Below are 13,977 nucleotides of genomic sequence, written 5' to 3' on the forward strand. Positions count from 1 at the left end.
CGCCGGGGACCCGGGGTCCGGAAGCTGCGCCGGTCAGTGGCGCTTGCGGCCCTTCGGGCCGGTGTCACTGCCGCGCGACTGCTTGCGACCCTTGGCGCGGCGGTCCTGCTGAGCGTCGTGCTCGGCGACCAGCGTGTCGGACGCGTTGTCCTGCGCCTGCGGCCGGTCCTGAGCGGAACGGTCGTGCGCCTGGGCCGCGTCGACACGGTGCGCGGGCTCGGAGAACATCGGGCTCTTGTCCTGAAGATGCGGCTTGGCCTTCTGCTTGGCCATGGTGTGTTCCTCCTTGGGGAGTTCACGGGCTGAACTCCCTTTCACTGTCGCACCGACGATCACGTTCCGCCTCTCGACCGATCACACAGAGCCACTATTCGATCCGAGCGCGGCGCTAAATGTCGGCGCTGCCGCCGCGCGGACGCAGTCCGCGCATCGCCGTCTCGACGACCCGATCGGCGTAATCCGCGTCCAGCGGACCGGTGCGCAGCAGCCACCGGCTGAGCAGCGGGCTCCAGATCGCGTCGACCGCCGCGGCGAGGTCGACGTCGGCGGCGATCTGCCCGGCCTCCTGCGCCGCGCGCAGCCGCCGCAGCTTGAGGTTCTCGACGGGCTTGTGCAGACGCTCGACGTACGCGGCGGCCAATTCGGGGTCGTTCATGACCTCGGACGTCAGCGCCCGCATGGGCAGGTCGTAGCGGGGGTCGGCCATCTCCGCGACGGTGGCCCGGAGCACGGTCTTCAGGTCCGCCTCGATGTCGCCGGTGTCCGGGAGCGCGGCGGCCGGGACCTCGGCCGGACCGCCCGGATCGCCGGGGCTCCCGGCGGCGGCACCACCCGCGGATTCGCCTTCGCCCGGGTCGCCGGTGGTGAGCATGAGGAAGGCGTCGAAGAGCACCGCCCCCTTGCTCGGCCACCAGCGGTAGATCGTCTGCTTGCCGACGCCGGCCCGGGCGGCGATGGCCTCGATGCTGAGCTTCGCGTACCCGATCTCGCCGGCCAGGTCGAAGGCGGCGGTCAGGATCGCGCGGCGTGACGCCTGGCTGCGCCGCGCCGCGTTGGGGGATTTCTGGGATTTGTGCTGCTGCTCGGCCATGGGAGGACGGTAGCAGGGAACGAGACGAGACGGACCGTCTTGACAGACCGGAATCCACCGGCCATAGTCATGGCATCAAGCGAGACGCAACGTCTCGTCTAGAGCGAGGAGACACCGTATGCGCACCCCAGTGACCGCCGCCCCCGTCGCCGCGAGCACCGCCGCCGAGGGCCGCGTCTGGTTCGTGACCGGTGCGAGCCGGGGCCTCGGCCGCGCCTTCGCCGAGGCCGCGCTCGGCGCCGGGGACCGGGTCGCCGCAGCGGCACGCAGCGGCGACGCGCTGCACGAGCTGGCCGCCGCCCACCCCGGGCGCGTCCTGCCGCTCACCCTCGACGTCACCGACCGGGACGCGGTCTTCGCCGCCGTCGGTCAGGCCGTCGACGCGTTCGGCCGGCTGGACATCGTGGTCAACAACGCCGGAACCCTCTCGATGGGCATGATCGAGGAGTTCACCGAGGACGAAGCCCGGGCGCAGATGGAGACGAACTTCTTCGGCGCGCTGTGGGTGAGCCAGGCGGTGATGCCGCACCTGCGCGAGCAGGGGTCGGGGCACATCGTGCAGATCTCCAGCATCGGCGGGTTGGCCGGGTTCCCGCTGTCCGGCATGTACGCGGCAAGCAAGTTCGCCCTGGAGGGCATGAGCGAGGCGCTGGCCATGGAGGCCGCCTCGTTCGGCGTCAAGGTCAGCATCGTGCAGCCGGGCGGCTACTGGACCGACCTGTACACCGCGATGCGCCACACGACGCCGGTCGAGGCGTACGCCCCGCTCCGCGCCGAACTCGAGAAGCAGTGGGCCGAGGGCTCGGTCGACAGCGAACCGCACCTGGCCGCCGAGGCGTTGCTCAAGCTGGTCGCCAGCGACGAGCCGCCGCTGCGCCTGCTGCTCGGCAGCATGGTGTACGACCTGGCGTTCGACATCGCCCGCGGCCGCATGGCCACCTGGTCCGCGTGGGAGGAGACCAGCCGCGCCGCGGAGAAAGCGGTCCCGATGCCTGGCTCGACGGCCGGTACGACGCCCGGTGCCGAGTCGGGCACTTCGGCCTCGTGACGGGCGCCGGCCTGTCCCCGCGCGGGTGGGGACAGGCGTTCGGACGCAAGGTCCGTCAGGCGCGCCGGGGTGCGGTCTTCAGTGCGTACCGCGCCCCGGGCACCGCGTACGGCAGCGCGACCGCGTGCCCGAGAACGGCGACGAACGTCCCGTGACTGCCTGAGACTTGCCCTCTACGAGCGTGGCCGGGGGTCGGCGGGCTGCTCGGCGGATCCTTCGGCGGCACGGGCGGCGGACTCCTGCTTGCGGACCAGCTTTTCCACCAGGCCGCCGAGTCCCGAGGTCAGTGGCCAGCCGACATAGTGCGCCAAGTGCACGACGACCTCGCGCAGTTGATCACCCGTCAGCTCGCCGCGTTCCATCGCGCTGGAGAACTGGATCTCCAGCAAGTCGTCCTTGCCCAGCGCCGCGAGGACACCGATGGTGAGCAACCGGCGCTGCCGGATGTCGAGTCCGGGCCGGCTCCAGATCTCCCCGAAGAGGTGGTCCACCGTCAGGTCGAGGTACGGTCCGCTCGCCCCCTCCAGGCTCATCGGCAGGCTGTACACCGCGGACATCATGCGCAGGCCCCGGGCCCGGGCGTCCTCCTCCGCCGGGGCGGGCTCCGCGGCGGCCTGCTCGACGTCGTACTCCTCGAGACCGAACACCCGGTGGTAGCCAGGTTCGACGAGACGCGCGACAGGCACCTCCGCGCCGACCTCGTCGGCCAGCGCCATCGCGGCACGCAGGTCCTTGTGGGCCATCGCCGCCGCACTGCGCATCATCTCGGGGGCGGCCCGCGGGCCCATCAACGCCGTGGGCCCTCCGGTCAGTTCGTCGCCCGCCACCACGACCTCGCGCAGCTTGTCCACCTCGATCCCGGACGCCTCCGCCATCCGCCGCGCCTCGTCGGCGGCCGCCCAGACGGTGTACTGCATGTGATTGCGGATCAACTTCGCCCGCATGCCGGTGCCGGGGCCGCCCATGTGCACGACCTTGGAGCTGAACGCCTCGACGACCGGCCGGACCCGGGCGACGGCCTCGTCGCCGCCGCCGACCATCGACACCAGCCGCCCCTTCGCGGCGGCGGCGGGACCACCGGTAACCCCGCAGTCCACTACGTGTACGCCGGACTCCGCCCCGGCCTTCGCCAGGTCCTCCAAGGTGGCCATGGCAATGGTGCTCAGCACCAGCACGACCGCCCCCGCGGGCAGCGCGCCGAAGGCGCCGTCCGGGCCGGTCAGTACCGCTCGCGCCTGGGCGTCGTCGAAGACCGCGACCACCAGCGCGTCCGCGTCCGCGGCGGCCTCGGCCGGGGTCGCTGCCCCCGCGGCGCGGTCCCGGAACGCCTCGACCGCCGCCGGGTCCACGTCGTACACGGCGACGTCGAAGCCCCCGTCGACGAGTGCACCCGCGACCCCCGAGCCGATCATCCCCACGCCGACAACCGCGACCTTGGCCATGGCACACGCCTTCCCTCGGTCGACGCCGTGGCCCCGACCACCACCCGTTCTGACACCCCGTCAGCGCAGGCTAGGTCCCCGGCACAGGCGTTGCAACGGCAGGCCGCCTCGACGGGGGCCTGCAAATCGGTGCGTTCCGGGCCGATTCGGCGATCTTGGTGCCCCCGGCGATCTCGGCCGCCCTGACGGTCCCGGCGATCGTGGCGGTAGCGGTGACCACGGCCGTCCCGGCGGTCACCCGGACGCGGGGCCGCCGGGGACGACGAGGCCGGACTCGTACGCGGCGACGACCGCCTGGGTGCGGTCGCGCAGCCCCAGCTTGGCCAGGACCCGGCTGACATGCGTCTTGACCGTCTCCTCGCTGACCAGGAGGTGTCCGGCGATCTCGGGGTTGGACAGGCCCGCGGCGAGGAGCCGCAGCACCTCGGTCTCGCGCGGCGTCAGGGCTCCGAGGCGCGTGTCCTCGGCCGCCGGGGTCGGCGGCTTCGGGCGCATGCGCGCGAATTCGGCGATCAGCCGCCGGGTCACCGTCGGGGCGAGAAGGGCCTCGCCGGAGGCCACGACGCGGACGGCGTCGAAGAGGCGCTCGGCGGTGACGTCCTTGAGCAGGAAGCCGCTCGCGCCGGCGGCGAGCGCGTCGTAGACGTGTTCGTCGAGGTCGAACGTGGTCAGGATGAGGATGCGCGGTGCGCCGGCCCGGGCACCGACCGCCCCCACGGCGTCGTCCGGACGCCCGGCGTCAGGTACCGCCGCGGTGCCGCGTACCGCCTCGCCGCGGGGGTCGGCGCCGGCGTCGTGCGCGACGATGCGCTCGGTCGCCTCGATGCCGTCCATGCCCGGCATCCGTACGTCCATCAGCACCACGTCGGGGTGGGCCTCGGCGCACACGCGCACCGCCTCGCCGCCGTCGGCCGCGGTGCCGACCACCGCGAAGTCCGGCTGCGTGGCCAGCAGGCCCGCGAAGCCCGCGCGTACCACCTCGTGGTCGTCGACCACGACGATCCTGATCGGTGCCGTGCCGGTCACGTCCCCTCCCCCTGCGCCCCCGGCGCGGGCAGGCGGGCCTCGACGACGAAACCGCCGCCCGGTGCCGCCCCCGCGTTCAGCTCGCCGCCGACCATCGTCGCCCGCTCCCGCATCCCGACCAGCCCGTGCCCCGCAAGCGCCCCCGGCACCTTGCCTCCTCTGTCGCGCGGTCCGGGCCCGTTGTCCCTGATCCGCAGCCTGATCCCGGTCTGTGTGTAGCGCAGTTCGACGTCGACCGCCGCGCCGGGAGCGTGGCGGCGGGCGTTGGTCAGGGCCTCCTGCACGATGCGGTACGCGGTCAGCTCGATCCCCGGGTCCAGCGGCACGACGCGCCCGTGCACGATCAGCCGGGTCGCCCCGCCCGAGGTGTCCCGGGCGTCGTCGACCAACTCGATGAGCTGCTGGAGCGCGGGCTGCGGCTTCCGCCCCGGGCTCTCCCCCGCGTCCTCGCGCAGCACGCCGAGCAGCCGGCGCATCTCGGTGAGTGCCGCCCGTGCGGTGTCGCCGATCGCGAGGAAGCGCCTGGCCCCGTCGGGCGGCAGGCCCGTCGTCGTCAGCCGGGCGTTCTCGGCCTGCACGGAGATCATCGAGATGTGGTGCGCGACCACGTCGTGCAGTTCGCGGGCGATCCGGGCCCGCTCGCCGCGGGCCGCGTGTTCGAGCAGGCTGTCGGCCACCGCCTGGGCGGCCGCGCTGTACACGCGGGCCTCGTTGCGGGCCCGCCGGGCGATCCCGGCCCCGGCCGCCGCCGCGGTCAGCGAGGCGAGCGTCAGCGTGAGGGTCCGCTCCCCCAGGCCGAGGTCGGGCGCGGCGGCGATCGCGTAGCCCAGGAACAGCGGGACCGGCAGGGCGGCGAGCACGCGCTTGTTCTGCCGCCCGAGCTGGTGCACGACGGTGAGCTGGGCCGCCGTCCCCGCGACGGTGAGGAGGTGGAAGGGGGTCATGGCCACGAAGTTGGCGGTCGTCACGAGCACCGCGGCCGACACCGCATGCGTCGGCATCAGGACGAGGGGCATCGTCGTGATCAGGGCGAGCAGGAGAACGAGCGGGTGCTCCTGCTCGCCGAAGCCCGCGTCCGGCCCCGGCAGGCGCAGGACGGTCTCCAGGAAGGCGAGCACCCCGAGCAGCACGCCCGCGACCAGCGGTGCGTGCGGTGAGGCCGCGATCCTGCCCATGACCGACATCGGTGTGTACGTCCCCTTCTTCCCCCGGTCCGGCCGGGCGCGGGCCGCCTCGCCGGAGATCCGCGTACGCCATTGTCACCGCCCCGTCGGCCGCCCGGCGTCCCCCGGGGCAGCCTTCCCGGCATCCCCCGCACGGGGGACGCGGGCCTCCCCCGGTCCCCCGCGCCGGGGCCGCCCAAGACGGCTCCCGTGCGTGACGACCCGGGTGGCGCCCGCTCCCTAATCTCCTCGGCATGGACGCAACCATCGAAGTCTCGGACCTGCGCAAGCGGTTCGGTCCGGCCGTCGCCGTCGACGGCCTGTCGTTCACGGCGCGCCCGGGCCAGGTCACCGGATTCGTCGGTCCCAACGGGGCCGGCAAGTCCACGACCATGCGGATGATTCTGGGCCTGGACGCGCCCGACGGGGGACAGGCGCTGATCGGCGGCCTCCCCTACCGCGCGATCCGCACACCTCTGTACGAGGTCGGCGCGCTGCTGGACGCCGCCGCGGTGCACCCGAGCCGCCGCGGCCGGGACCACCTGCTGTGGCTGGCGCACTCGCACGGCGTCCCGACGCGCCGCGTCGACGACCTGCTGGAGCAGGTGGGCCTCGCCTCGGCCGCGCGGCGCCGGGCCGGCGGCTACTCGCTGGGCATGCGGCAGCGCCTCGGCATCGCGGCGGCGCTGCTCGGCGATCCGCCGGTGCTGCTGCTCGACGAGCCGGTCAACGGCCTCGACCCGGAGGGCATCCGCTGGATCCGGGGCTTCCTGAGGTCGCTCGCCGCGGAGGGCCGCACGGTGCTCATCTCCAGCCACCTGATGAGCGAGTTGGAGGACAGCGCCGACCACTTGGTGGTGGTCGGGCGCGGACGGCTGATCGCCGACACGAGTGTGGCCGAACTCCTGGCCGCGGCGTCCGGCGACCGGGTGGCGCTGCGCACCGGCGCGCGCACCCAGGCGATGGGCGTGCTGACGGATGCGGGAGGCACCGTCGCGGCGACGGGACGGGACACCCTGACGATCACGGGGCTCCCCGCCGAGCGCATCGTGGCGCTGCTGGGCGAGCACGGCGTGCCGTTCTCGGAAGTGGCGGCACACCGGGCCTCGTTGGAGGAGGCGTACATGGAACTGACGCGTGACTCGGCCGAGTTCCGGGCTGCCTCGAGTGGCGACGGCGACGCGCGGATGAACGGCGCGAGCGGCGCGGACACCGGGGAGGGGCGATGACGACGCAGACTCCCCCCAAGCCGGCCGCCTACCGGTCCGCCCTCGCCCGGGGCGGCGACGGCTTCGTCCGTCTGCTGCACGCGGAATGGACGAAGCTGCGCACGGTACGCCGCTGGACGATCGTGATGCTGAGCGCCGTCGCGGTGACGATCCTGGTCTCCACGCTCTCCGCGGGCGGCGATTCGGTGAGCGGGGGCGGCGGCGGAGCACCGCCGCGCGGACCGGACGGCACCCGGGTCGTCGACGCGTTCCAGTTCGTCGGGCAACCCCTCGCCGGCGACGGGACGGTGACCGCACGGGTCACCGGCCTGACCCGGGACACCGCCGAGGAGGACGACAGGAGCATGACCCTCGGGGGCGGCAAGCCGGCGCCGTGGGCCAAGGCCGGCGTCATCGTGAAGGCGTCCACGACGCCCGGTTCGACGTACGCGGCGATGATGCTCACCCAGTCGCACGGGGTGCGGTTCCAGACCGACTTCACGGTCGACCGGGCGGGCAGCTCCGCGCCGCCGTCGTCGCCCCGGTGGTTGCGGCTCACCCGCGCCGGGAACGTCGTGACCGGCTACGAGTCGGCCGACGGCGTGGTCTGGGACAAGGTCGGATCGGCCACGCTCGAGGGACTGCCGGCGAGCGCCGAGGTGGGGCTGTTCGTCACGTCCCCGGGGCTGTTCGCCGTCGAGCGGCAGTTCGGCTCGACCTCGGTCGAGGGCGGCCCCTCCTCGGCGACCGGCACCTTCGACGGGTTCTCCGTCGACGGCAGGACCGAAGGTCCGGTCCGCGGTGTCGACGTCGGCGCACCCCCGCGCGGGCCCCGTGTCCCGGGCGCGCCGGACCGGCCGGACGGGCCCGCGGGAGAGGGACCCGGTCCCGACGGCCCCGGGAACAACACGGCGTCCGAGTCCGGCGGCGTGCACACCCTCACCGCCTCCGGCGACATCGCGCCGATGGAGTCCGAGACCGATCTCGCGCAGCGCTCGCTGGAGGGCGCGATGATCGGCCTGATCCCGCTCGCGGCGCTGGGCGTGCTGTTCATCACCGCGGAGTACCGCAAGGGCATGATCCTGACGACGTTCACGGCAAGCCCGCGGCGTGGACGGGTACTTGCCGCGAAGGCGCTCGTGTTGGGCACGGCGGCGTTCGCGGTCGGACTGGTGGCGTCGGTCGCCTCGTTCCTGATCGGCCAGCCGCTGCTGCGCTCGTCGGGCCTCCGGCCGCCGCAGTTCCCGGAACCGTCGCTGGGCGACGGACGGGTGTTCGCCGCGGTGGTCGGCACCGCCGGAGTGCTCGCCCTGGTAGCGGTGTTCGCCATGGCGCTCGGCGCGCTGCTGCGCAACACCGCCGCGGCGGTGAGCGTCATCATCGTGCTGCTGGTGCTGCCGCAGATCCTGCTGTCCGGACTGCCGTTGGACGCGGCCCGGTTCATCATGCAGGCGACACCGGTGGCCGGGTTCGCGGTGCAGCGGACCACCGACGACTTCGGCCAGGTCGACAGCGCGTGCATACCGGAGGACGGCTGCTACCCGCAGGCTCCCTGGGCCGGTTTCGGCGTGCTGTTGCTGTACACGCTCGCCGCGCTGGCGCTGGCCGCGTGGCGGATCCGCCGGCGCGCGGCATGAACATCGGGATCGGCGCGACCCCGCGCACCGAAGCGGGCAAGGCCCCGGCGGTCGCCGCCGACCACCGGGATCCGGGGAAGGCTGCGGTCCTCTCCGGATCCCTGGTCCGGTCCCTGGTCCGGGACTTGCACGCCGAGTGGACGAAACTGCGTACCCTGCCCAGCACTTGGTGGCTCATCGCGGCAATCGTCGTGCTCACCACGGCCGTGGGGGCGCTGACGACGGGCGCGGTGGACACCGACCAGTGCCGCACCGACGCATCGTGCGGCGAGGACGTCGTCAAGCTCAGCCTGACCGGCACCTGGGTCGGCCAGACGGCCGTCGCGGTGCTGGCGGTCCTCGCGGTCTCCGGCGAGTACGCCACCGGCATGATCCGCACGACACTCACCGCGATGCCGGTCCGGCTCCGCGTCCTCGGCGCCAAGGCCGCGGTCTTGGCGGCGGTGGCCGCGGCGGCGGGTACCGCGGCGGTCCTCGCCTCGGTCGCCGTCGGACGGTACCTGCTGATCGGCGGCGGCTTCACCCGGGCGCACGGCTACGAGCCGCTGTCGCTCGCCGACGGGCCCACCGCTCGCGCGGCGTTCGGCACCGTGCTCTACCTCGTACTGATCGCCCTGCTGAGTGCGGGGATCACGTGGCTGCTGCGCGACACCGCGGGTTCGCTCACCGCGGTCCTGGGCCTGCTGTACGTCTTCCCCGTCCTCGCGTCGCTGGTCTCGGACGACAAGTGGATGGAACGGCTCAACGAGATCGGCCCCGCTTCGGCGGGCATGGCGGTCCAGACGACGGTCGACATGGCGTCGGCGCCGATCGGTCCCTGGGCGGGGCTGGGAGTTCTCGCGCTGTGGGCGGCCGGCTGTCTGGCGCTGGGCGCCACCGCCCTGCTGCGCCGCGACGCCTGACGGGTGCCCGGAATCAGCGCAGTGCGCGGGCGAGTTCGTCGGCGGCCTCGGTCAGGGACGGGCCGTACCACGTGAGGTGACGGCCGCTCAGCAGGACGGTCCGGGTCCCGGGGAAGCACTCGGGTCCGTCGTCGGCCGTGAAGCGGTACGGCTCGTCGGGCAGAACCACGAGGTCCGGCGCGGCGGCGACCAGGTCGTCCAGGCCGACGCACGGGTAGCGCTCCGCGTCGCCGGCGTAGAGGTTGGCGATACCCAACCGGCGTAGCAGGTCCCCGGCGAACGTGTCGCGCCCGACGACCATCCACGGCCGGCGCCAGATCGGCACCACCGCGGTCCGGGGCGGCCGGGCGGCACGGTCGATCCGTGCCCACGCCGCCTCGGCCCGTCCCAGCCACTCCGGCTCGTCCAGTCGGCAGGCGCCGCACAGCAGGCGGCGCAGCGAGGTGAACGCCTCGTCGAGAGTGCGGACTTGGGTGACCCAGACGGCCAACCCCCTGTCGCGCAATGCGTCCAGGTCGGGGACGCGGTTCTCCTCCTCGTTGACGATCACCAGGTCGGGGGCGAGGTCGGCGACGGCGTCGAGGTCCGGGTTCTTCGTGCCGCGTACGCGCACCACGTCCAGATCCGCGGGGTGGCTGCACCAGTCGGTCGCGCCCACCAGAAGCCCGGGCGCGGTGGCCGCGACGGCCTCGGTGAGCGACGGCACTAGGGACACCACCCGGCGCACCCGGTCGGGGACCGGGACGGCATACCCCTGGTCGTCGGTGTCGCGCTGCTCGGTCATCGGCACTCCTGTTCGACGGACTTCCAGAGTAGGTGGCGTCTTTGTGGGCAGGCGCCGGAAAAGCGCGCGGCCGGGCATTTTGTATGACTGTTCCGTCCCCCGGATAGCCGCCAACCGGTCGGGGTAATGCCCAGTCGTCCGGGTGGCGGAAATCGGGGAATGGCCAAGGGGGTCTCGTGACGCAGCCTTTCGAACTGCCGGCGTTCTACATGCCGTATCCGGCGCGGCTCAATCCGCATCTCGAGTCGGCGCGGACGCATACCCGCGATTGGGCCCGCGAAATGGGGATGCTGGAGGGGTCGGGTATCTGGACCACCGGGGATCTGGACGCCCACGACTACGCGCTGCTGTGCTCGTACACCCATCCTGATTGCGACGAGACGAAGTTGTCGCTGGTCACGGACTGGTACACGTGGGTCTTCTTCTTCGACGACCATTTCCTGGAGGTGTACAAGCGGTCGCAGGACCGGGACGGTGGAAAGGCCTATCTGGACCGGCTTCCGCTGTTCATGCCGGTGGACCTGGCAAGCGGGTTCCCGGAGCCGACGAATCCCGTCGAGGCGGGACTCGCGGACCTGTGGGCGCGTACCGTCCCCTCGATGTCGGAGGACTGGCGGGCGCGATTCGCCGAGCACACGGCGAACCTGCTCAACGAATCCCTGTGGGAATTGTCGAACATGAACGCGCACCGGATCCCCAATCCGGTGGAGTACATCGAGATGCGCCGCAAGGTCGGCGGCGCGCCGTGGTCGGCGAACCTCGTCGAGTTCGCGGCCGGGGCGGAAGTGCCGCCGGCGATCGCCGAGTCGCGTCCGTTGCGCGTGCTGCGCGAGACGTTCGCGGACGGCGTGCACCTGCGCAACGACCTGTTCTCGTACGAGCGGGAGACGCTTGACGAGGGCGAGCTGAGCAACGGCGTGCTCGTCCTGGAGACCTTCTTCGGCTGCGGCACGCAAGAGGCCGCGGACGCCGTCAACGAGCTGCTGACCTCAAGGCTCCAGCAGTTCGAGGACACCGTCTTCACGGAGCTGGGACCGCTGTTCGCCGAGTACGGCACCGACCCGCGGGGCTGCGCGGACGTCCTCGCGTACGTCAAGGGGCTCCAGGACTGGCAGTCCGGCGGCCACGAATGGCACATGCGTTCGTCGCGCTACATGAACAAAGGCGTCGATCTGAGCGGCGGCGGCCTCCCGTTCCCGTTCGCGCCGTCGGGACTGGGCATGTCGGCCGCCAACATCGTCGCGACGCTCAACCGGGTGAAACGCCGCATGCACCACCAACACCCGGTCGGTCCCTCGCCGTTGCCGCAGTTTGCGCTGCCGTTCTCGGTGCGGGTCAGTCCGCACCACCAGGCCGCGCTGCGGGCATCGGTGGCGTGGGCCCGCGAGATGGGCATGCTCGAACCGCAGCCGGGCGATCCCGGCTCGGACATGTGGACCGAAGAGATGCTGGAGGGCTTCGACTTCGCCCTGTGCTCGGCCGGGCTCGACCCGGACGCGACGCGGGAGGAACTGGATCTGTCGGCGAAGTGGCTGACCTGGGGGACGTACGTCGACGACTACTTCCCCGCGCTGTACGGCCGGACCGGCGATGTCGCGGGCGCGAAGCTGCGCGCCGACCGGCTCATGGCGCAGATGCCCGTGGACCTGGGAGAGCCGCCCGCGCCCGCGACGGTCATGGAGCGCGGCGCCGCCGACCTGTGGATGCGGACCGCCCCCGCCATGCCGCGACGCGTGCGGCAGGACTACCACGACTCCGTCCGCAAGATGCTCGACGGCTTCGTCTGGGAGGTCGCCAACCTCTCGCACCACCGCGTACCGGATCCGATCGACTACATCGAGATGCGCCGCGCGACCTTCGGGTCCGACCTCACCATGAGCCTGTGCCGCCTCAAGCACGGCGCGGACGTCCCCGACGAGGTCTTCCGCAGTGGCCCGGTGCGCTCCCTGGAGAACTCGGCGGTCGACTACGCGACGCTGCTCAACGACCTCTTCTCCTACCAGAAGGAGATCGAGTTCGAGGGCGAGGTGCACAACGCGCTGCTCGTCGTCGAGACGTTCTTCGGCTGCGACCACGACACGGCGATCGGGATCGTCACCGACCTGATGAACCAGCGGCTGAGCCAGTTCCAGCACGTCGTATCGCACGAACTCCCCGTTTTGTACGCGGACTTCGACCTCAGTCCGGCGGCGCGTGCGGGCGTGGAGGCGTACGTCGACGACCTGCGCAACTGGCTCGCCGGCATCTTGCACTGGCACCAGGGCGTCAAGCGGTACGACGAGGCCACGCTGCAACGCAACTTCGCGCCCGCGCCCATGCGCTCGCCGGCGAAGCCGGGCGTGCCGTCCGTAGCCTCCGTACCCGCGACGGCGTCCGTACCGTCCATGCCGTTCACGGTCCCCGGCATCTCGGGATTGGGGACGTCGGCCGCCCGGGTGCGCGAACTGCTGGGTCGCGCCGGATAGACCGGCGCTGCCTCCGGGACAGGCACGGCGGACCGGTCCATCCGCTCCGGCCCGCCGTGCCGCCTGGCGCACCTTGCGTACAGACCGGTCAGACGCCGATCAGACGCCGATCAGGCGCCGGTCGGGCGCCGGTCGGGCGCCGGTCAATCGTCGGTCGGGCGCCGGTCACACTCCCGTCACACACCGGCCAAGGCCGCGCCCAACTCCTCGCCCTCGACCTCCAGGTGCCGCACGAACTCGCGGACCGCGGGGGTCATCGTGCGCCCCGCTACCAGAGTCGTCCCGACCGTGCGACGGACCGACTCCAAGGGCACCGACAGCGGCGCCAGTTGATCGTCGCCGGTGACCACCAGCTCGGGCAGCGCCGCGATCATGTCGGTCGCCAGCAGCAGGGCGCGGACCGTCAGGATGGACGTGCATTCGACGCGGTCGGCCGGCAACGGGAGCCCGCTGCGGTCGAACAACGCCTCCAACTCGCCGCGCAGTGTGGTCTGTTCGAGCGGCAGGATCCAGGGGTGGGCGAGCGTCTCGGCGAGCTCCACCTCACGGCCCGCCAGGTGCAGGGGGTGCGACCGGCGCGCCATGAGCCGGATGGGTTCGTGGTAAAGGGCGTGCTGGCGTACGCGCCCCGGCTCCGGCGGCGGACTCAGCCGCCCGACGACCACGTCCACCTCTCCGGCCAGCAACTGCTGGTACAGCACGTCGTACGTCGCCTCGCGCACCACGACCGTGACCCTCGGACGCTCCCGCTTCAGCGCCGCCACAGCGCGCGGCAGCAGCACGCTCGTGCCCGCCAGAAGGGTCCCGACCGTGACCGTGCCCGTCTGGCCCTCGCGGAGCCCGGCCAGGTGCTCCCCCGCACGCCGCACCTCCGCCAGCACGAGCCGGGCGTGCTCGACCATCGCCGTCCCGTAGACCGTCGCGGTCATGCCGCGCGGCCCCCGGTCGAAGAGGCGCGCGCCGACCAGGTCCTCCAGCTCGCGCAGGGTCCGCGTCGCCGCCGGCTGCGTGAGGTGCAGCGCCTCGGCGGCCCGCACGACGCTGCCGTGCTCGGCCACCGCGACCACGAGCCCGAGATGACGGAACTTGAGCCGTCCGTCGAGAAGGTCGATCACCTGCCGTCCCCTGCCTTTCGCCGCCCCGCGGCCCGTTCACCGGCCGAGCACCCGACCTGCCGACCCGCCGCCCCGCCGGCCTGCCGCCCCGCCGGCC

The 13,977-nt window shown here is 72.7% G+C and carries 12 protein-coding genes and 1 pseudogene; 5 read left to right on the forward strand and 8 right to left on the reverse strand.

Features of this window, described 5'->3' with window-relative positions:
- Positions 1–33: 33 nt before the first annotated feature.
- Positions 34–273, reverse strand: coding sequence for a hypothetical protein (locus ACWD12_RS25100; RefSeq protein ID WP_450101435.1), 240 nt, complete (start codon positions 271–273; stop codon positions 34–36).
- Between the two features lie 115 nt (positions 274–388).
- Positions 389–1,090, reverse strand: a complete 702-nt coding sequence (locus ACWD12_RS25105) for a TetR/AcrR family transcriptional regulator (RefSeq protein WP_450101436.1) — start codon at positions 1,088–1,090, stop codon at positions 389–391.
- Between the two features lie 118 nt (positions 1,091–1,208).
- Between ACWD12_RS25105 and ACWD12_RS25110 the strand changes: the two genes are divergently transcribed.
- Positions 1,209–2,138, forward strand: coding sequence for an SDR family oxidoreductase (locus ACWD12_RS25110; protein ID WP_450101437.1), 930 nt, complete (start codon positions 1,209–1,211; stop codon positions 2,136–2,138).
- Between the two features lie 173 nt (positions 2,139–2,311).
- Here the strand turns inward: ACWD12_RS25110 and ACWD12_RS25115 are convergent, their stop codons facing one another.
- From ACWD12_RS25115 to ACWD12_RS25130, 4 genes and pseudogenes are all read right to left on the reverse strand, one after another.
- Entirely contained in the window at positions 2,312–3,103 is a 792-nt protein-coding gene (locus ACWD12_RS25115; protein WP_450101506.1) for a carboxymuconolactone decarboxylase family protein, read from the reverse strand.
- 6 nt (positions 3,104–3,109) lie between these two features.
- Positions 3,110–3,595, reverse strand: a pseudogene (locus tag ACWD12_RS25120) (NAD(P)-binding domain-containing protein); the annotation flags it as partial.
- A 219-nt stretch (positions 3,596–3,814) separates the two neighbouring features.
- Positions 3,815–4,606 carry a response regulator gene (locus ACWD12_RS25125; RefSeq protein ID WP_450101438.1) on the reverse strand — a complete coding sequence of 264 codons (792 nt, stop codon included), beginning with the start codon at positions 4,604–4,606 and terminating at the stop codon, positions 3,815–3,817.
- A complete protein-coding gene (locus ACWD12_RS25130; RefSeq protein WP_450101439.1) occupies positions 4,603–5,781 on the reverse strand; it encodes a sensor histidine kinase in 1,179 nt (392 codons plus the stop codon). Before ACWD12_RS25130 ends, ACWD12_RS25125 begins: the two co-directional genes overlap by 4 nt.
- A 242-nt stretch (positions 5,782–6,023) precedes the next feature.
- On the opposite strand from ACWD12_RS25130, the gene ACWD12_RS25135 reads away from it, so the two are divergent.
- The 3 genes from ACWD12_RS25135 to ACWD12_RS25145 are packed head-to-tail and all read left to right on the forward strand — an operon-like array spanning position 6,024 to position 9,516.
- The gene (locus ACWD12_RS25135; protein WP_450101440.1) at positions 6,024–6,998 is read left to right on the forward strand and encodes an ABC transporter ATP-binding protein; all 975 of its coding nucleotides are present in this window, start codon (positions 6,024–6,026) and stop codon (positions 6,996–6,998) included.
- On the forward strand, positions 6,995–8,614 hold the full coding sequence (locus ACWD12_RS25140) for an ABC transporter permease subunit (protein WP_450101441.1): 1,620 nt from the start codon (positions 6,995–6,997) through the stop codon (positions 8,612–8,614). The genes ACWD12_RS25135 and ACWD12_RS25140 overlap by 4 nt, the downstream gene beginning before the upstream one ends.
- Complete coding sequence (locus ACWD12_RS25145; RefSeq protein WP_450101442.1) at positions 8,587–9,516, forward strand: ABC transporter permease subunit; 930 nt, start codon at positions 8,587–8,589, stop codon at positions 9,514–9,516. The genes ACWD12_RS25140 and ACWD12_RS25145 overlap by 28 nt, the downstream gene beginning before the upstream one ends.
- 13 nt (positions 9,517–9,529) lie before the next feature.
- Here ACWD12_RS25145 and ACWD12_RS25150 read toward each other — a convergent pair whose 3' ends face one another.
- Positions 9,530–10,300, reverse strand: coding sequence for a helical backbone metal receptor (locus ACWD12_RS25150; RefSeq protein WP_450101443.1), 771 nt, complete (start codon positions 10,298–10,300; stop codon positions 9,530–9,532).
- Positions 10,301–10,476: 176 nt separating this feature from the next.
- On the opposite strand from ACWD12_RS25150, the gene ACWD12_RS25155 reads away from it, so the two are divergent.
- A complete protein-coding gene (locus tag ACWD12_RS25155; RefSeq protein ID WP_450101444.1) occupies positions 10,477–12,765 on the forward strand; it encodes a terpene synthase family protein in 2,289 nt (762 codons plus the stop codon).
- Positions 12,766–12,941: 176 nt separating this feature from the next.
- Here the strand turns inward: ACWD12_RS25155 and ACWD12_RS25160 are convergent, their stop codons facing one another.
- Positions 12,942–13,880 carry a LysR substrate-binding domain-containing protein gene (locus ACWD12_RS25160; protein WP_450101445.1) on the reverse strand — a complete coding sequence of 313 codons (939 nt, stop codon included), beginning with the start codon at positions 13,878–13,880 and terminating at the stop codon, positions 12,942–12,944.
- Positions 13,881–13,977: the final 97 nt, after the last annotated feature.

The organism is Streptodolium elevatio (genome assembly GCF_053592165.1).